Below are 18,805 nucleotides of genomic sequence, written 5' to 3' on the forward strand. Positions count from 1 at the left end.
CCACCATCACTTGAGGGTATGGCGATGAGCACTATCCACACTTCTTCCGGTATTTCTACGTTGGTAGGCACGCCAAAAGAGATACAAAGCCGTTTAGGTAAATCCCACGCGGATCGCGTGCTGGTAATGACTTTTACACAGCAAAAGCCAGACGTAGTCGAGACGCTAACGGAAAATATTTTAAATATGACGCTCTCAATGTTTGAGGTGCTGCGCGAGCGGCAGGAGCAGTCATCGCTTGAACGCCTGGCGGAAATTATGTTGCCGGCAGCGCCGGTTTCTCCGCGTCTGCTGAAAGAAGCATCAATGCTTATTCAGGCGCGCAAAGCCGTACTGGAAAGCGGAGACTGGCTAACGGCAGCCAATGTCGCGGAGCTGGCCGGGTTCAGCGCGCGTAACCCCAGCGCCCAGCCCAATAAATGGAAAAAGCAGAAGCAGATATTCACCATTATGCACAATGGCGTCGACTATTATCCGGGCTATGCACTGGATGCGGAGGCGAACTTTCGGCCTGTGGCGGCGCTATCTGAAATTATCGCTATTTTTACCGACCGCAAAGATGGCTGGGGAATGGCTTACTGGTTTCGGTCGGACAATAGTTTTCTTGGTGGAAAGCGACCACAGGATCTGCTGGTCACCGAGCCTGAACGAGTTATCGCGGCCGCCAGGGACGAAGTGGAGGAGGTAGCACATGGCTAAGGATGGCCCTGCTGTGCAACAGAAAGAGCCGTTGTTAATAACGCCTGTGCCCCCGGACAATCTCTCCGTTTCTCTGATTACCGTTGACGCGGGCGAGAGGCTGCATCGTATTCATCTCGATAAATACAGAGCGACCCAGTTTAATCCTGGTGTTGAAGGGAATGCGCGATTTAGTCCGATAAAGGATGAAAAAGCCAGGGCAATACCGACGCTTTATGCTGGTTCAAACTTTTCTTGCGCGCTTATGGAAACGTTGTTTCATGATGTTCCCCATACTTCTGGATTCAAAAGCCTGGCTAAAGGAAAATTCACGGGGCAAAACTATTCCGTTATCGAAGTGAAAGAAAAATTGTTACTGGCCGATTTGCGCGGTTTGGCGTTACGTAAACTGGGTATAAAACGCAGTCAATTAATTGATACCGAAAAAAATCATTATCCGGATACGAGAAAATGGGCGGAGGCGATCCATAGCCAGTGTCGCGATGTTCAGGGGTTGCTGTGGGTATCCAGACAGGACGATACGGCCCGCGCCGTAATGATTTTTGGCGATCGCGTCCGGGCTGACGCCCTCCAACCCGTAGGTGATTCACTGTCGCTGCTGCAAGATGCCGGTACCTGGGAGCAGGTGCTTGATTTGGCCGGCAAGATAGCGCTGAGCATAGTCCCTTCTCTCCATTAACCATTCTCGCCTGTCGGCCATCCCACTTTTGCTTTAAAATCTGCCTGTTCCGTAATGAGTTTGTCGCTAAAACTTTCCGTTTTAAAAAGGACGAATGCAATGAAAGAAAGGTTTCCGCAAGGCTTTATGTGGGGCGGAGCGACCGCCGCGAACCAGGTCGAAGGCGCTTACGACGAGGATGGCAAAGGGCTTTCCATCGTGGACGCCATTCCCGGCGGCAAGTCGCGTTTAGCCATCGTCTCCTCGCCCGATTTTGATTTTACCGTAGACACCTCCCGCTATACTTATCCCAACCATAAAGGCATCGACCACTATCATCGCTTTCGTGAAGATATCGCGCTGTTTAAAGAGATGGGGTTCAAATGCTACCGCTTCTCTATCGCCTGGACACGCATCTATCCAAACGGCGTCGAGCTCGAGCCCAACGAAGCGGGCCTGTGTCACTATGATGAGGTGATCGACTGCTGTCTCTCCCACGGTATCGAACCGGTGATTACGATTTCGCACTACGAGATGCCGCTGCATCTGGCGACCGAATTCGGCGGCTGGAAAAACCGCGAGGTTATCGGCCACTTTGAGCGTTTTGCCCGCACGGTGCTGCAGCGCTACGGCCAGAAAGTGAAGTACTGGATGACCTTTAACGAGATCAACAGCGCGGTGCACTTTCCGATGATGAGCCAGAGCCTGACGGTGAAAACCGGCGCGCTGGAGGCGCAGGCGAAGTTTCAGGCATGGCATAACCAGTTCGTCGCCAGCAGCCTGGCGGTGAAAATCGCCCATGAAACCAGTCCTGCCATTCAGATTGGCTGCATGGTGATCCACGCCACCGCCTATGCGTATGACTGTAACCCGCTGAACCAGCTCGCCACCCTAAAAGAGACGCAGCTGTTTAACTTCTACTGCGCCGACGTGCAGGCAAAGGGCGACTATCCTTATTACGCCAAAAGCCTGTGGAAATCGCTGGGCGTGGAGCTGGATATTCAGCCGGGCGATATGGCGTTGATTAAGCAGCATACCGTGGACTACATCGGCTTCAGCTACTATATGTCCACCACCATCAACAAAACGCAGGCCGAGGCGGACGGCGCGCAGGGCAATCTACTGGGCGGCGCGCGCAATCCTTTCCTGGAAGCCAGCGACTGGGGCTGGGAGATCGATCCTGTTGGTCTGCGCATTGGGCTGAACCAGCTTTACGATCGCTACCAGAAGCCGCTGTTTATTGTCGAAAACGGCCTGGGCGCTATCGACAAGCCGGACGAAAACTTCGTTGTCGAAGACGACTACCGCATCAACTATCTGCGCCAGCATATTGAGGCGATGGCGGAAGCGATTGACGACGGCGTGGAGCTGATGGGCTATACGCCGTGGGGCTGCATCGATCTGGTCAGCATGTCCACCGGCGAGATGAGCAAGCGCTACGGCTTTATCTATGTCGATCTGGACGACACCATTTCCGGCACCGGCAACCGCTATAAGAAAAAGTCGTTTTACTGGTATCAGAAGGTTATTGCCAGCAACGGCAGCGACTTAGGTTGAGTAGTGGGGCCGCCGCTGGCGGCCTTATTTTAGGCAAAATTTGCTACAGCGCCAGACGGGCTTTTAACTCGTTGACGAATACCCGATCGTCCAGTTCGGCGCTTAGCTCGTGGCGGATGGCGTAACGAAACTTTCCTGACCTTTCACAGCTGTCGTGATAACCATGTGACAGCCAGTTCCAGCTACCTATGGTAATAAAGCGTCCATCGACAATCAGCAATTTTTCATGTGTCCCTTCCGGAAGCCGGATAACGTTCTCTTTGCCCAACCGATCGCAATATTCCGCTATCAGATCGCTGTCGTTATCGTCGTTACGCTCCAGTCGCTGATTAAAATAGCCGTAATAAATTTTAACTTTCACACCTCGCCGCTGCGTTGCCGCCAATATAGCCAGCTCCGGTCGTTGCAGACGTCCGGCACGCTTTATCCAGGGAGTCACCACGATAAACTCATGCTCACAGCTTGCTGCCCTGGCGGCAAAAGCCGCAATATGTTCACAATCCCGAAAATAGCGCTGCAGAAGAGGCGTGTCGCTCAGGCGTGCGAAATCCGGATGCTGGCTGCCCTGTTCCAGTAAAAAGTCCTGAGCTACGGTTTGCGCCATAACGGCAAGATAGCCGCCAGCCTGCTTAAGGCGATGAGAATTGCCTACCACGATAAACTGCTGTTTGGCCCTTGAAACCGCCACATTCAGCATATTTGGCGCATCGTTTTGGAAACCGTCTTTATCCAACGGATGGAAAATAACCGGGCTATAGATAATGACTTCAAAACCGACGCCCTGAAACTGGTGGACGGTGCCAATGCAGTTTTTCTTCTGATGATCCATCCGACTGGCAAATTTTTGCACCAGTAAAGATTTTTGATTGGTATAAGGCGTGACAATGCCGACGTCGGCGCAGAGGTCATAACCAGCCTCTTCAAGCTTGTCCAGGAGTTGCCCTATGGCTTCCACCTCATCAATATTGGTATTGGTTACCCGTCCTCTCTGGCCTTCTACGCTATAAAACATTAAATGGTGGCCGCCCATTTTTTCAAAGGCTTGCGCTATTGCCGGGCCGGACGGCGCGGTTTCTACCGTTACGCCATGGTAGCCGGCCAGGCGGATAAACAAACTGGCAACAGGTGGCTGGCAACGACGATGCTCATCCAGAATAATGCCGTTGCCGCTATCGCTGGCATGGCCGGTAGCGCTGCCAGCTGCCCGATGGTAAGCAGTGACGGTTGCGGGCGAAACCTGTTCATACAGCGTATTCCTGTCGGCAAAATGGCGCTGCCGCAGCTGCTCCAGCGTGCCCTCAGAAAAATTGCGGATCGGCTCGATCTGCAAAGGGTCGCCTACGATCATTGCTTTTTCACTGCGGCTCAGCAGCGGCACCAGGGATTCTGTGGAAATCATGCCGGCTTCATCACACAACGCCAGATGCCAGGGTTTATGGCCTTTCAGCTCACTGAGCTTGCCGTATCCGGCCATTTTATAGGTGGATACCAGCGTGGTGGCCATCACCGGATAGACCAGCGAAAGCGCGCTATAGAATTCATCGAGCCTGTCGAGCCAGCGATAGTAGCCGGCTCCTGTTTTCTGGCGGGAAAGAAGCGCGCGCCAGTGAGTCAGTATCTCTGCCAGTTCGTTTTTACGCTTTAGCTGTTCCTGCCAAAGAAAGCCTGTAGCATCGGCGAACATCTCGCGCTGTGCCTCAATAAAACGTTTTCGCAGAATATCGCACCAGTTACCTTCCGGATAACGTCGTTGGTGTTCCGCAATATGTTGCTGCGCGGTTTCGACTTGCTGCTGCAGCGCCATTAATTCCTTATTCTCCTTCGCCAACCCCTCTAACACAGTCAGGTGTTGAGGATTAGGTTCCGGTGTCAACAGTAGTCTTAATAAACGCACGCTTTCTGGCTCTGCCGCCAGCTCTGCACCAGCTTTTGCCAGCTCAGCCAGCTGATGATGGGGCAGATCAAGCAGAGCCATTCTTTGGTAGCTTTCGGCGTAACGGGAACGCATTTTCTCGCCGAGAGTTTGGTATTTTCCTTTCAGAACGCGTACCAGTAAACGCTGAAACCCCTGACGAGGATAGTCATGGTAATTCTGCTCCAGCGTGGGACGCAGCGGATCATCCAGCCAGGCGACAATCGTTCGCCAGCAGTGCGCCAGCGGCCATGTTGACTCAATCTGTAAGGCCAATTGCTGCGCCTGCGCACGCTGCTCTTGTGCCTGGATGAAGGCCTCCCTGTGCTGTTCAATTGCCTCGCCGAGGGAAGAAAGATCGTTCGGCCGTGCAGGCACTACACCTGGCGGGCTGGTCGCGGCCCGGCTGGAGAGATCGGCTATTTTTACAGCTAATTTTTCAGCAATAGCCTCTATATTTGTGTCGCCTGAACCGCACTGGCGGATACTTCGCAACATGTTGTTTTTATGACTAATATAGTTTTCATAACAGCTGTCGATCAGTTGACGATGATAGGTTAATTTCGTCAGGTAAGCCTGCTGGCGTTCCGGCTCATACTTCTCCTGATGCCACCTCTCCAACAACCTCTCCAGCCTGGCAAACTCTTTTTGTACTTGCTCTTTTGAACCGCCCTGAAACCATAGCCAGTCCAGTCCCTGAGTAACAGGATCGTCGCGTAGATCTTCAATAATATTTTCAACGGCTTTAATCGCAGTCGAGGTGACCAGCATACCGCAATTACGATCCTTACCCTCAGCAATAGCCAGCGCTCGCTCAACCAGTTTTTGCGCAATTAATGATTTAAAAAGGGTAGTTTTGCCCGTGCCCGGCGCGCCCTGAACGGCAATTAGTCGCGCCTTCTGATTGATGGCCTGAATAGCTGCCATTTGCCCATGTCCCAGCGGATGCCGGGTTTCAAACAGCCCGTAAGTTGGTAACTCATTGTAGGGTGAATGATTGTTTGGCGAATGGCAGCCAATCAAATATTGCTCCAACAGGGGAAAATCACCTTCAGGCCGATCGCACAGCCATTGATAATCTGTGCCGTCGCGTCGGGTATTAAAATCTTCATTATGCAGCGGCGCCACCAGCGCGTTAAACGCGGTTTCAGGCCGGCCACGGGCTTCAGGATGTTGACTCATCCAGCGCATCAATCCTTCCAGAGCCGCATAAAAACCGTCATATTTTGTGCCGGTTAACCCGCTGACGATACTCATAAAATGGCGGTTTTCGCCCAGTTCGGCCAGCTCAACGTTAAACATCTGACGAAAGGTGAAAGGGAAGGCGCTCACCTGTAGCCCATCCTTTACCGGCAGCAACAGCGTGTTATCGGTAGCGTTAAAAAAGGAGTGCGTTAAGGGAAAAGAAAATAGCGGCAGATATTTCGCAGCGGCCCGTTCGCTCTCTTTATCTATACAGCGCAGAACAGGAAAAAGAAGACTGACGGCTTCAAAAGAGATAAGCGCGCCTTTTTCATCGTATTTGGCGAAACGCCGACGCCAGTTTGCCGCCATTTCGGACGGTATTGTCAGCTTTACCCCAGACTCAAGATCGCTGCAGCTTTCTGCAGAGATAAATAATTGTTGATACTCATGGATCTTGCTGGCGGAAATCTTGCTTTTTTCCGCGCCGCTGTACTCGACATAATCTTGCCAGGCTATCAGGCTATCAGGCTATCAGGATATCTTTAGCAGTGCTGTTCATTATCAGAAGGCGATCCTTGTTGTCTTTTTCCTTTAGGTGCGCGTAAACCGCAGAATAACACAGAATAAGACGACGTTTTAAGCTCCGGGGATGACCAAAATCTGAATTATACGCAGAGGAAAGGTAAATGAATTTTATCTGGCCGATATTGCGCAGGGCCTGTGAAAGAGCCAGATTTGCTGAAGGCTATTAGCCACATTCCGCGATCATTTTCATGATCCCCCCAACCGCAGCGGCTATGGTTAAAAGGCACCAGCAATTTCAAATGGAGGGGTCGATGAGCGAACAACAGAATCAAGCCTTGATAGCCGCGCGGCTGGCGCTGACCGCACAGCAGCGCGCCGATACGCGACAGGCGCTGGCGGAAGGTCGGCAGGCGGAACCCGATCTGTCCCGCGCGCGGCGCTACGCTTTTCAACAACGGCTGCAGCAGGGCGTGATCGCTGGCGAAAGTAACGATTTGCTGCCGCTATCCTTTCTGTCTCAGGGGCTGAACCGCGCGCGTTCGGTAGCGCTGCTAAGAGAAGACGGCGTGCCCAAAGGTAGCGCCTTCTTGCTGCATGGCGGGTTGCTGCTGACCAATCACCATCTGCTGCCGCAGCCGCCCACAAAAGGCGCGATTAGCGTGCAGTTTGGCTGGCGGCGCACGGAGCAGGACGAACTGGCGGACGGCGTCACTTATAGTCTGGATGCCGAGAGGTTCTGGCTCACCAGCCCGACCGACGAACTGGACTGCACGCTGATAGCGCTTGGCGAGCCGATCGGCGGCCAGGGCGAAGCGCCGCAGCCGCTGGAACTGAACGATCGCCATGACAAACACGCGCTGGGCATCAGCCTTAACCTGATCCATCACCCTGACGGTGCGCCGCAGCAGGTTACGCTGCGTAACAACGCGCTGCTGGCGCGGCACGAGCAGGCGCTGCACTATGAGGCCGACACGGATAACGGCTCGTCCGGCGCGCCGGTGTTTAACGACAGCTGGCAGCTGGTGGCGCTCCATCATGGCGGCGTCGAGAGCGACGACGGCTGGGTGAATGAAGGCATCCGCATCAGCGCTATCATCGACTGGCTGAAAGGAGAATTGCCGCAGCTGCCCGCAACGCAGCAGGCTGTGCTGATGCAGGCGCTGACCTCCGGCAACGCGCCGGTGGCCACAACTGCCGCAAAGCCGGATGAAAACTACGGCAATCGCGACGGCTATCAGGCCAATTTTCTGGCGGGCGAACCGATTGAGCTGGCGGAGATTATCGCGCCGCGAGCGGCGGAAGTGGCGCCGTTACGCAACGGTAAACAGGGCGCTGAGGCGCAGCTTAACTATGAACATTTCTCGCTGCTGATGAACGCCGACCGACGGCTGGCCTTTTTTACCGCGACGAATATCGACGGCGCGAGCTATATCTCTATCGATCGCGGTAGCGGCCAGCCGTCGCTGCTGGAGGAGGCCGACCATTGGGTGGAAGATAGCCGTATCGACAGTCGCTACGTCACCGGCCAGGCCTTCTACAGCGAATACAGCCGCTGGTTCGATCGCGGCCATCTTACCCGGCGCAGCGATCCGACCTGGGGAACGGCGGCGGAAGCGGTGCGCGCCAATAAAGATACCTTTCATTTCACTAACTGTTCGCCGCAGCATTTTCGCTTCAACCAGAGTTTGCAGTACTGGCAGGGCGTGGAGCGCTATATCCTGGAGTCGGGCGTGCTGGAATCAAAGCGGAAAATCACCGTCCTTACCGGGCCAGTACTCAACGAACAGTGGCGGCAATATGCCGACTGGAAAGTGCCTTTGCTGTTCTGGAAAGTCGTGCTGCGTATCGGCCAGGCGGGCAAACCACAGGCGACCGCGCTGCTGGTGAGCCAGGCCGATTTGCTGGACGAGCCGCGACGGCTGCTGCCGGAGGCGCAAAACGCGCGTCCGAATGTGGATGAGTATCGCGTAACGGTAAGCGCGCTTGAAAAGCTGACCGGACTAAACTTCGCCGCCTTCCGCGACTGGGAAAGCTGGCGGCCGGATGAATCTTTACTGGCGCAGCCGCTGCCCGCGAAGCTGATTATGAACTGGGAAGATCTGCTCTGAACGGCGGAGTGGCCTTAAACCCGGTCTGAACAGGCAGACAAAAAGTAGATTGCGATATGAAAAGAGCGCAATCGTCAGTGCCTGTTCAGGATTGCGGTTGGTCAGATGCCGATAGCCAGTAACCGGCTTCTGACCAGAGCATTACCGGGCAAGTATGCCGTGAGGATCCAGCACATATTTTGCAGCGACGCCTGAATCAAAGCTGGCATAGCCTTCAGCCGCGCTTTCGAGCGGAAGAACCTTCGCGTTAACGATTTTTGCGATGGGAAGACGGTCATGCAGAATGGCATTCATCAGCTGGCGGTTATAACGTAATACCGGCGTCTGCCCGGTATGGAAGCTTTGCGCTTTTGACCAGCCAAGACCAAATTTCAGGCTCAAAGAGCCTTCGCGGGCAGCTTTTTCCTGCGCGCCCGGATCGGCTGTGACATACAGCCCCGGAATGCCGATCTTTCCCGCCACTCGGGTAATTTCCATCATGCTATTCAGCACCACCGCGGGTTGTTCCCTGCCTGAATGACCCCGTGCTTCAAAGCCGACAGCATCGATAGCCGAATCGACTTCAGGAACGCCGACCACATCCGCAATCATTTCCCCCAGACGGTCGTGTTTTCCCAGATCGATGGGGACAAACCCCATTTTTTCGGCATGCGCCAGCCGCTCTTTATTAAAATCGCCGACCATGACCACTGCGGAACCAAGAATTTGCGCGGAGGCCGCCGCTGCCAGACCAACCGGGCCGGCACCGGCGACATAGGTGACAGAACCAACGCCGACGCCTGCCGTGACCGCACCGTGAAATCCGGTCGGGAGAATATCCGATAACATGGTCAGATCCAGAATTTTTTCCAGCGCGCGATCTCTGTCGGGGAACCTCAGCAAATTAAAATCCGCGTAGGGCACCATCACATATCTGGCCTGTCCGCCAACCCAGCCGCCCATATCCACATAGCCGAATGCGCCGCCGGCGCGCGCCGGGTTTACGGTCAGACATACGCCGGTGTCGAGTTCGCGGCAGCAGCGACAGCGGCCGCACGCCACATTAAAGGGCACCGAGACAATGTCGCCGACGTTGAGCATTTCAACGTCAGAGCCTTTTTCGATAATTTCTCCCGTAATTTCATGCCCCAGCACCATCCCCGCAGGCGCCGTGGTACGGCCACGCACCATATGTTGATCGGAACCACAAATATTGGTCGACAGAACTTTAATAATCACCGCGTGATCGATTCTCTTCCCTGTCGGGCTGACAAATTCAGGATCGGCAATCGCCATCACTTCGACTTTACCTGGCCCTTGATACACAACACCTTTATTTGATGAGAGTCCCATAATATGTTCCTGTTCTGCTGATTAAGATGTCTGCAGATGGGCACTAACATACAGCGATAGCGCATACAGGTCTGCACGCTCATTTTAAGGGATGCCGCGCCGTACAAATGATCTGATAACGACATCGGAAATTCATATAACGCAGCAAATTGCGACATTAAAAAACCAACAGGCCGGAAAGATCAGTGCCGGACGGGTAGAAACGTAAACGACCCCTGCTTTTGTTAAACAGAACTATTTCCCGTAGCCGCTATAGAATAAAAGCGGAAAATAACATTTAAAAATAAAAACGACATTTTCCTGTCCGGGAACGACAAAGGGAATAAAAGCGGCATAATATTTTTGTATGCCGCTATTTCTGAATAGGGAATGCTATGATAGAAAGTATGTTTTAATTATCTGCCGCGTTTTTTATTGCTGATAACAGTCTGTGGCTGCACTGAGAAGAAGATAGGCTTGTGCTTGCTGCAATCTTTTAATCTGTTGAAAATAATAATTTATCTTCAATTTCGCTGTTCGGAAAATATCGTCTTTTCGCTGCATCCGTAGAGCGAGGGTTACCTTTTTATAGAATTTAAAATCGCGCCTGCATGTAAGTCATCAGGCAGAAGAAAAGGGATATGAATAATATGCAACCTGTTCCACAAGTCACGCTCAGAAAAGTAACGACAGCTGCCGCCATTGGTAATTTTGTCGAGTGGTTTGATTTTGCCGTCTATGGTTTTCTTGCCACTATTATTGCACGAAACTTTTTTTCTCAGGATGTTCCGCAGGCGGCGTTGTTGCAGACCTTTTTAGTCTTTGCGGTCGCTTTTGCATTGCGTCCGTTAGGCGGCGTGGTCTTCGGCGTGTTGGGGGATAAATATGGACGTAAAAGCATTCTGTCGCTAACCGTGCTGTTAATGGCCGGGTCAACCACCATTATTGGCTTACTGCCGACCTGGAAGAGTATCGCTATGCTGGCACCGGTTCTGCTGACGATTACCCGCTGTGTTCAGGGATTTTCTGCCGGCGGGGAATATGCCGGCGCCTGCGCTTATGTCATGGAGCATTCACCTCCTCGCCAGCGTGCCTGGTACGGTAGTTTTATTACGGTATCGACATTTTCCGCTTTCGCGGCCGCCGCAGCGGTCACCTTTTTGCTGGATAGCTGCCTGAGCTCAGCGCAGATGGACGACTGGGGATGGCGTATTCCGTTCCTGATGGCGGCGCCGCTGGGGTTGATCGGCGTCTATTTACGCCTGCGCATGGAAGAGACGCCAGCGTTTCGCGCGGCGCTGCAGAAGTCAGGCGGTACTCACGCGTCATTAATCGAGACGTTACGCCACCAGGCGGGGAATATCCTGCGGCTGGGCGCGTTTATCGCCTTAACCGCGCTGTCGTTTTATATGTTCACCACCTATTTTTCTACCTTTCTGCAGCTGGAAGGTCATCTGAGCCGCGCAGCGGCATTGATGGTTTCGCTTATTGCTCTGCTCTTTGCCGCCGGAATTTGTCCGCTAGCAGGCGCGCTTTGTGACCGAATCGGCAGGCGAAAAACCGTAGCCATCACCGGGATATGGACGATTTTAAGCGTCGGCCCGGCCTGGCTGCTGGCCGGTTCAGGCAATCTCTGGGCGGCTATTTTCGGGGATTTATTGTTAGCAACCGGCGCCGTGTTGTCTGGCGTGGCGACCGCAGCCCTGCTTTCTGAAGTTTTCCCGACGCGCTCGCGCTATACCGCTTCCGCCATTACCTATAATCTGGCCTATACCATTTTTGGCGGTACGGCGCCTTTAGTCGCGACCTGGATGATTAACTATACCGGCAATGCGCTGTCACCAGCGCTCTACCTGGCGCTGGTGGCCTTGCTGGCGCTGGCTGGCGGTTTAGCGCTGCCGGAAACGTCGCGCATCTCTTTGCGTAGCGAATAGCATCGGCTTGCTCACACCAGCCGATTTTGCATGAACAAGGCGGGGCTAGCCGCCTTGTTCAGAGGGTAAAACGGCGCGGCATCGTGCCCGGAGAGCATGACTTCAGGTCAGCAATGCCAACCGGGAGCCTGCGCGCTTACCCCCACAATTCCCTGATAAGAGGAACGGAGGAAAAATGGTGGGCGACCTGCGCCTGAAGCAGCTCGGCGCAACCCAGCGCGTCGGTCAGAGCATTATGTGCCGTATAGTGGGGCAGATTATAACGCGCCCGGCTGTCCGCCAGGCGTAAAGAACATTGAGGCTTACGCCGGCAGAATCTTCGCAGCAAGCCTGTGTCCTGCTGACCCCGTATAAACCCTGCCTCCAGCGAGAGCGTATCAATACAGGGGAAAACAATGCCTTCGCCAATCCGTTCTTTCAGCGCGGCCGCCAGGAAATGTTGTTCTATCCCTTTGTGATGAACCACCATCACCTTGCCGGCCATCATCTCAAGTAGCTTTATCAGCACCACATTGAGATCCGGCGCGCGCGCTACGGTGGAGTGCGTAATACCGTGAATAACTACAGATTCCTTACGCAAGTCTGCTCGCGGGTTAAGTATCCAGTGCTGGCTTTCCTGTAACCGAATGCGCAGCAGGCTCATAGGAATTAAACCGATGCTGACTATGTCGTCACGGCGGGTATCGAGTCCGGTGGTTTCAAAATCCATTGCCAGCAAAGGGACATCACTGATGGGCGTGTCAGGCGCAGGCACGCCGGAGAGGTAAAAATCTTTCAGGGCAGTATGGCGCGCTTCTCTGGCGTACTTTGCCATTATCGCTGGCCAATCCTGGGGAGCCGGGCGCTCCGGAGCGGAGCGGGTGAAGGATGACAATAATTCTTTATGAAGATAAAGCACAATAACCTCAACCTTTCCGGCCTGGCTGATAGCGATATTTAAGAAATTTTTGCGCGTTACTCAGGATCTGAAAAGCGTCCTTGAGGTTCTTACGCTCAAAGTCAGACAGGTTGAGCGGCTCGATCCGGTTATCAGGTTGCTGGCCGTTTTCCACATCCTGCGCCTGGTGGCGAATACGCACCATGGAGATAAATTCCATGGAGTCCCGCAGATCCTGGCCGCGCCCATTGGGCAAAATATCCGCCTGCATAATATCCTGCAGGCGATCGAACGAGTTACGCGCCGTCGATCCCGCCGCCAGCGCATGCACGCGAATCAGATCGGCCAGCGGGGCAGTGCCGCGTCGTTTCATATCGATAGAGGGCGTATGCTGGCCGGAGGGCTCCATCACGAAATTTTTAAAGAAGCCCAGCGGCGGCTTACGTAGCAGCGCATTCCGCGCCATGCAGGCGAGAAAGCGCGAATTGTGCCGGACTTTATGCCTGATGCGGCTGTTAAGCTGCTCGCCCCACTTGACCTGGCCCCAGACGGCGTCCAGATCGAAGAAGATGGCGCTGTCCAGCAGGGTTTGTGGCGAAGGCGTATCTATCCACTCGTCAAAATAGCTTTCCCATACGGACAGCGGCTGGCGCCAGCGGCTGTTGGTGGCCATGATATTGCCTGTACAGTAGCTGTAGCCGCAGGCTGCCAGACCGTCGCTGACGCGGCGGGTCAGCGCCATAAAATAGGCTTCATGGCGAGAGGCGTCGTAGCGATTGTCGAGGATCAGCGCGTTATCCTGATCGGTGACCAGCAGCTGCTCCTGACGCGCCATAGAACCCAGGGTGATAAAGCAGTAGGGCACCGGCGGCGGCCCCAGCGCCGCCTCGGCCAATGCCAGCAGGCGCTGAGTAAAGCTGCGGCCGATAACCGCCATAGCGCGGCCAATCATTTGCGAATTGGCGTCTTCACGCACAATACGGCCAAAGCAGGCGCGCACCTCGTTTTTCAGGGCGCTCAGCTCTTCTGTACTGTTACAGTGAAAAATGCGGCTGACGATAAACAGGCTGTTGCGGGATTCGTAGCGGATAATATCTGACTGAGAAATCACGCCCACCGGACGCCCATTTTTCAGCACCGGCAGATGATGAATGTTTTGCTGCATCATGGTCAGCATCGCCTCAAACACCAGCTGATGGTGCTCCACGTGAGTCAGCTGAGCAGTCATAATATCGCCGATCGGCGTATCAAAGCGTAACCCGGCCGCAATCACCCGGTCACGCAGATCCTTGTCCGTCACAATGCCCACGAGCGCAGGCTTTTTGCCCTCGGCGTTTGATGTGACAATCAGCAGCGACGACACGCCTTCCTTACTCATTTTTCTGGCGGTTTCGCACACGGTGGCGCCGCTGTCGATAGTTACCGGCGCCCGGCCGATCAGCGTCTCGATACGCGAACTCATCAGGCCGTTGGCCTCTTCGGTACGCGCGACGGTTTGCCGCAGTCGGGTATGGTCTTCAACCTCGACCAAATCAGCAAACTCCTCATATTTTCTGAACAGCTCATTAAAAATCGCAGCAGGGATCAGATAGGTAAGCGTATCTTCCAGCGCCGTGACCGGGAAGCGCACACTGTTTTCGCGCAGTAAGCCGAACTCGCCAAAATAGCCGCCAGCGCTCAGGCGGTTATAAAGGTCGCCATTACGCCGGTAAATTTCCACGGCGCCGCTGCGGATCACATACCAGGCGTCCACCTGCTGGCCAAAAGTCAGAATCGGCGTACCGGCTTTGTAGTAGCTGACTTCAATGTTCGCAGCAATGCGCGTTAACGCCGTCAGCGGTAATGCGTCAAACGGCGGATAGCGCTGGATAAAATCGACAATATCCTGATGCTCAGCCTGCATAGCAATCTCCGGGGAAACCCTTTTTAAGCGGCGGTAAACCGCTCTCTGCTATCCGCCTGCTGCCGGTCTGTTAATCGCGTACCGCCACGGCAGGGCGCGCCAGTCGCGGCTCGGACATCAATCCTTTAATCACCGCCACCGAGGCGACCAGCAGCACCAGCGCAAACGGCAGCCCGGTGGAGACGACCATCGCCTGCAGAGCGTCCAGGCCGCCGCCCAGAATCAGCGTAATGGCCACCAGTCCTTCAAACACGCACCAGAAAATTCGCTGCGAGGTCGGCGACTCAATCTTGCCGCCGGAAGCGATAATATCAATGACCAGCGTGCCGGAATCCGCCGAGGTGACAAAGAACACCACCACCAGGATAATCGCCACCACACAGGTGATTTTCGCCAGCGGCAGGGTATTCAGCATAGTGAACAGCTGCAGCGGCAGAATCGCATTGGCGATGCTCTGATAGCCATCAATGAAATACTGGTGGATGGTAGTACCGCCAAGCACGGTCATCCACAGCACGCAGGCCAGCGACGGTACCAGCAGCACAGAGGTGACAAACTCACGAACCGTGCGGCCGCGCGAAATACGCGCGATAAACATCCCGACAAATGGCGACCATGAGATCCACCACGCCCAGTAGAAGGACGTCCAGCCGGCGACAAAATTGGTGTCAGATCGCGCAACCGGATTGGAAAGTGCGGGCAGAAATTCGATATAGGAGACCAGGTTGGAAAAAAAGCTGCTGAACAACAGCAGCGACGGCCCGACAACGATGATAAACAGCAGCAGCAGGCCAGCAAGGATCATATTGGCTTCCGACAGCCGCCGTAGGCCGACATCCAGACCGGCGACGACGGAGAGGGTGGCGATAGCGGTAATCGCAATCACCAGCACAATCTGCGTAGTTTGCCCCAGCGGCACATCAAACAGAAAGTTCAGGCCGGAAGCGGCCTGGGACGCGCCCAGCCCCAGTGAGGTGGCGAGGCCGAACAGCGTAGCCAACACGGCGAGAATATCGATTAAATGACCCGGCCAGCCCCAGACCGCATCGCCCAGCAGCGGATAAAACAGCGAGCGAATGGTCAGCGGCAAACCTTTATTAAAAGAAAAAAGCGCGAGGCCCAACGCAAGAATGGCGTAGGTCGCCCAGGGATGCAGCGCCCAGTGGAAAATCGTAGCGGCCATCGCCAGGCGCGTGGCGTTTTCAGCCGAACCGCTGGCCCCATTCAGGGGAGCCCAGTCGGTACGCGCGCCATGTTCGATCACGCTTCCCCGCATGGCGCTGGAGAAATGTGACAGCGGCTCGGAAACGCCGTAAAACATCAGGCCAATCCCCATGCCGGCGGCAAACAGCATTGAGAACCAGGTGACATAGTTGTAATCAGGGCGGGCAAGGGTGCCGCCGAGCCGTACCTTGCCGAGCGGCGAAATAATCAACGCCAGGCAGATAATGACAAAAATATTACCGGCGCTCAGAAAAAACCAGCCGAGCCGGGTGGTTAGCCAGCTAAGCATATTTTTGAAAAGTGGGCCTACGTCGCTCTGAAATATCAGGGTTAATACCACAAACGCAATAATTAACACGCCAGATATCACGAATACCCGGTTATGTATGTCGAGACCAAACGGCCCGACATTTACCACGATATTGTCCTGACCGACCTGATAATCGGTGTCATAGGGTGAGACTTCCCCGTCAGGCAACATCGGATCTCTGGAATCCGCCATCGTTATTTCCTCGCTGCTTCGGAGCTGGGCCTGTCAGGGCAGCTGTAGATTGAGTGTAAGGTGATAATAACCACCAGCATTACAGTCAGGATGTTTGGTAACGCCGGGGCTGTGTCAATTTGCGACATAAGGTGGCGGCCACCTGTTTTCAGAAGCGTGTTTTTGCGATCCGGGGCAAAAGGCGAGTCGGGCGCTGAACGCGTCGTTATCAGGCAATAATTATTTTTATCGCCGCCGATAATAGGACTGTGGATCCCTGAACGGCATCAGCCCTGGAGAGCAGCATGAATAGCGTCTTCGATTTGTCTAAAACAGGAACGGAAGCATCCGGTTCCTGTACCGTCGGCCCGATGCGCGCAGCGCAGCATTTCGTCGAGCAGATCGCCAACCGGGAGGCGCGACAGACGCTTTACCGTATCAAAATCGAACTCTCTGGTGCGCTGAGCGCCAGCGGTCAGGCTGGCGGCACGGATAAAGCGGTGCTGCTGGGACTGACAGGCGCGGCATCCGCTACTCTCAATCCGCACGTTATTAACGCTACCTTCCGGGCGATATGCGAAACCGGCTCGGTCACGCTGCCCTGGGGGAAAAATATTGAGTTTGACTGGTATCAGGATCTTATCTTTGTCGACGATTCGATCGCTTACCGTCCTGCCGCCATACGGTTAAGCGCTTTCTTTATCAAGGATGAAACTTTTTCTGCCGTCTACGGCTTCACTGAAGAGGAGATGGTGGCAGGCCCGCGGCATTGAGCGGCGCGCTGAGGGTCAATACCATGAATTTTTTTTAATTGTTAACTGTTAGTGGTGGATTATTTTCTGGTTTATAAGGGATTGCCGCGTTTAGCAGAGCGTAAAGCGGGCTCAAAAATGCGGACTTAACTAAAATGGGTCAACCGATGCACTGTTTTGATGCTTATACCCGGCAACCCGAGGACAATTTTCAAATCTGTGAAGCTGAACAAACATTTGTATCGCTTATGTTAACTGTGTGTCATTTTCAGGCCGCCTGACCCGGTGACGAATGGCATGTCTGTTGCTTACTCTATAGGTGATGGAAAGCGATGGGGGAATTTTTTCCCCTGGTGATGTTTCTGTTTAGCCTGATAGAGGTCAGCGCATATGTTTGATACTGATGCAATTCTTAAAAGTTCCTCTAATGAAATTAAAAAGCGCAGCGTGGGCTTTTTGCTGGTAAATAATTTCACCATGATGGCGTTGGCTACGGCCGTCGAACCTTTACGCATGGCTAATCAGCTAAGCGGTAAAGAGCTGTATAGCTGGTGTACTGTCAGTGAAGAAGGCACGCCCGTTGCGGCAAGCGACGGCATCTCAATCACGCCCGATCATTCAATGGCTAACGTTCCGACGCTGGATGTGCTGATTGTGGTTGGAGGCGTCAACATCACCCGAAGTTATACCAGCCGCCAGGTGAGCTGGCTGCAAAGCATGGCGCGCCGCAAAATCCTTATCGGCGGGATCTGCACCGGCCCTTATCTGCTGGCGGAGGCGGGACTGCTGGATGGCTATCACTGCAGCGCGCACTGGGAGTGCATCGCCTCAATGCAGGAGGCGTACCCTAAAGTCATCTGCACCAATCAGCTGTTTGTGATTGAGCACGATCGAATGACCAGCAGCGGCGGCACCGTGCCGATGGATATGATGCTGACGATGATCCAGCGTCATTTCGGCCATCAGCTCACCGCCGGTATCTCGGAAATGTTTATCTGCGATCGGGTGCGCAACGAGTCAGACTACCAGCGTATCCCGCTACGTCATGTGCTGGGCACCGCTCAGCCCAGCTTAGTGGAGGCCGTCTCGCTGATGGAAGCCAATATCGAAGAGGCGATCGATCTTGATGAGCTGGCAGGCTACGTTGGCCTGTCGCGGCGTCAGCTGGAGCGCCTGTTTCAGAAATACCTGCACTGTTCGCCTTCACGCTACTACCTGAAACTGCGTCTGTTCCGCGCGCGTCAGCTGCTGAAACAGACTTCGATGTCGATCATTGAAATTGCGCTGGCCTGCGGTTTTGTCTCCACGCCGCACTTCAGTAAGTGCTACCGCGAGCATCTCGGCGTGCCGCCGCGTGAAGAGAGACGAGGCATTCACAGCCAGGGAAGCGGCAAAACGCTGACCCAATTCTTTATGGCCGAACTGCCTGGCCTGACCAACTGGCAGCAGGAGAGCACCGTATCCGCTTCCCTGCGTATTCTCAATGAAGCGCGTTTTGAACCCACCTTTGGTTCTGTCATCTTGCCGACTAACGTCTGAACCTGCCACCGGCTGCATGGTTTCAGAGTAAAAGAGCCGCCGCTGCGTCACTGATTTAAACGCGACCCGGGATTTGTCATCAACCTTAGCTGCCTTTCGGGGCAGCTTTTTTATGTCCGTACCTCTTTCTGCGATTTCTG

The 18,805-nt window shown here is 54.3% G+C and carries 12 protein-coding genes; 7 read left to right on the forward strand and 5 right to left on the reverse strand.

The window, feature by feature from the left end; all coding sequences use genetic code 11:
* Positions 1-24 precede the first annotated feature (24 nt).
* From MKZ79_RS01480 to MKZ79_RS01490, 3 genes are all read left to right on the forward strand, one after another.
* Positions 25-699 carry a hypothetical protein gene (locus MKZ79_RS01480; RefSeq protein ID WP_336139526.1) on the forward strand — a complete coding sequence of 225 codons (675 nt, stop codon included), beginning with the start codon at positions 25-27 and terminating at the stop codon, positions 697-699.
* Positions 692-1,378, forward strand: a complete 687-nt coding sequence (locus MKZ79_RS01485; protein WP_336139528.1) for an RES family NAD+ phosphorylase — start codon at positions 692-694, stop codon at positions 1,376-1,378. Before MKZ79_RS01480 ends, MKZ79_RS01485 begins: the two co-directional genes overlap by 8 nt.
* Before the next feature lie 99 nt (positions 1,379-1,477).
* Positions 1,478-2,914 carry a glycoside hydrolase family 1 protein gene (locus MKZ79_RS01490; protein ID WP_336139530.1) on the forward strand — a complete coding sequence of 479 codons (1,437 nt, stop codon included), beginning with the start codon at positions 1,478-1,480 and terminating at the stop codon, positions 2,912-2,914.
* Between the two features lie 43 nt (positions 2,915-2,957).
* On the opposite strand, the gene MKZ79_RS01495 is transcribed toward MKZ79_RS01490, so the two are convergent.
* Complete coding sequence (locus tag MKZ79_RS01495) at positions 2,958-6,380, reverse strand: AAA domain-containing protein (RefSeq protein ID WP_336139532.1); 3,423 nt, start codon at positions 6,378-6,380, stop codon at positions 2,958-2,960.
* Between the two features lie 467 nt (positions 6,381-6,847).
* Between MKZ79_RS01495 and MKZ79_RS01500 the strand changes: the two genes are divergently transcribed.
* On the forward strand, positions 6,848-8,644 hold the full coding sequence (locus MKZ79_RS01500; protein ID WP_336139536.1) for a DNA/RNA non-specific endonuclease: 1,797 nt from the start codon (positions 6,848-6,850) through the stop codon (positions 8,642-8,644).
* A gap of 141 nt (positions 8,645-8,785) precedes the next feature.
* Here the strand turns inward: MKZ79_RS01500 and fdhA are convergent, their stop codons facing one another.
* A complete protein-coding gene (gene fdhA, locus MKZ79_RS01505) occupies positions 8,786-9,976 on the reverse strand; it encodes a formaldehyde dehydrogenase, glutathione-independent (RefSeq protein ID WP_336139540.1) in 1,191 nt (396 codons plus the stop codon).
* Between the two features lie 620 nt (positions 9,977-10,596).
* On the opposite strand from fdhA, the gene MKZ79_RS01510 reads away from it, so the two are divergent.
* Positions 10,597-11,889: an MFS transporter gene (locus MKZ79_RS01510; protein ID WP_336139542.1), complete on the forward strand. Its 1,293-nt coding sequence runs from the start codon at positions 10,597-10,599 to the stop codon at positions 11,887-11,889.
* 136 nt (positions 11,890-12,025) lie between these two features.
* Here the strand turns inward: MKZ79_RS01510 and MKZ79_RS01515 are convergent, their stop codons facing one another.
* From MKZ79_RS01515 to MKZ79_RS01525, 3 genes are all read right to left on the reverse strand, one after another.
* On the reverse strand, positions 12,026-12,787 hold the full coding sequence (locus tag MKZ79_RS01515; RefSeq protein ID WP_336139544.1) for a 3'-5' exonuclease: 762 nt from the start codon (positions 12,785-12,787) through the stop codon (positions 12,026-12,028).
* 7 nt (positions 12,788-12,794) lie between these two features.
* Positions 12,795-14,669 (reverse strand): DUF294 nucleotidyltransferase-like domain-containing protein, encoded by a 1,875-nt coding sequence (locus MKZ79_RS01520; protein WP_336139547.1) that lies wholly within the window; start codon positions 14,667-14,669, stop codon positions 12,795-12,797.
* A gap of 70 nt (positions 14,670-14,739) precedes the next feature.
* The gene (locus MKZ79_RS01525; protein WP_336139549.1) at positions 14,740-16,395 is read right to left on the reverse strand and encodes a BCCT family transporter; all 1,656 of its coding nucleotides are present in this window, start codon (positions 16,393-16,395) and stop codon (positions 14,740-14,742) included.
* A gap of 284 nt (positions 16,396-16,679) precedes the next feature.
* Between MKZ79_RS01525 and MKZ79_RS01530 the strand changes: the two genes are divergently transcribed.
* Positions 16,680-17,147, forward strand: coding sequence for a serine dehydratase beta chain (locus tag MKZ79_RS01530; protein ID WP_336139551.1), 468 nt, complete (start codon positions 16,680-16,682; stop codon positions 17,145-17,147).
* 369 nt (positions 17,148-17,516) lie between these two features.
* Positions 17,517-18,665, forward strand: coding sequence for a GlxA family transcriptional regulator (locus tag MKZ79_RS01535; RefSeq protein WP_336139553.1), 1,149 nt, complete (start codon positions 17,517-17,519; stop codon positions 18,663-18,665).
* Positions 18,666-18,805: the final 140 nt, after the last annotated feature.

Origin of the sequence: Erwinia sp. CGal63, assembly GCF_037026505.1 — a bacterium.
GTDB lineage: Bacteria > Pseudomonadota > Gammaproteobacteria > Enterobacterales > Enterobacteriaceae > Erwinia.

Excerpts from the sequence above, each read along its gene's own strand:
- MKZ79_RS01480 (WP_336139526.1), top strand. The coding sequence starts at position 25 with ATGAGCACTATCCACACTTCTTCCGGTATTTCTACGTTGGTAGGCACG.
- MKZ79_RS01485 (WP_336139528.1), top strand. The coding sequence starts at position 692 with ATGGCTAAGGATGGCCCTGCTGTGCAACAGAAAGAGCCGTTGTTAATA.
- MKZ79_RS01490 (WP_336139530.1), top strand. The coding sequence starts at position 1,478 with ATGAAAGAAAGGTTTCCGCAAGGCTTTATGTGGGGCGGAGCGACCGCC.
- MKZ79_RS01495 (WP_336139532.1), bottom strand. The coding sequence starts at position 6,380 with ATGGCGGCAAACTGGCGTCGGCGTTTCGCCAAATACGATGAAAAAGGC.
- MKZ79_RS01500 (WP_336139536.1), top strand. The coding sequence starts at position 6,848 with ATGAGCGAACAACAGAATCAAGCCTTGATAGCCGCGCGGCTGGCGCTG.
- fdhA (WP_336139540.1), bottom strand. The coding sequence starts at position 9,976 with ATGGGACTCTCATCAAATAAAGGTGTTGTGTATCAAGGGCCAGGTAAA.
- MKZ79_RS01510 (WP_336139542.1), top strand. The coding sequence starts at position 10,597 with ATGAATAATATGCAACCTGTTCCACAAGTCACGCTCAGAAAAGTAACG.
- MKZ79_RS01520 (WP_336139547.1), bottom strand. The coding sequence starts at position 14,669 with ATGCAGGCTGAGCATCAGGATATTGTCGATTTTATCCAGCGCTATCCG.
- MKZ79_RS01525 (WP_336139549.1), bottom strand. The coding sequence starts at position 16,395 with ATGGCGGATTCCAGAGATCCGATGTTGCCTGACGGGGAAGTCTCACCC.
- MKZ79_RS01530 (WP_336139551.1), top strand. The coding sequence starts at position 16,680 with ATGAATAGCGTCTTCGATTTGTCTAAAACAGGAACGGAAGCATCCGGT.
- MKZ79_RS01535 (WP_336139553.1), top strand. The coding sequence starts at position 17,517 with ATGTTTGATACTGATGCAATTCTTAAAAGTTCCTCTAATGAAATTAAA.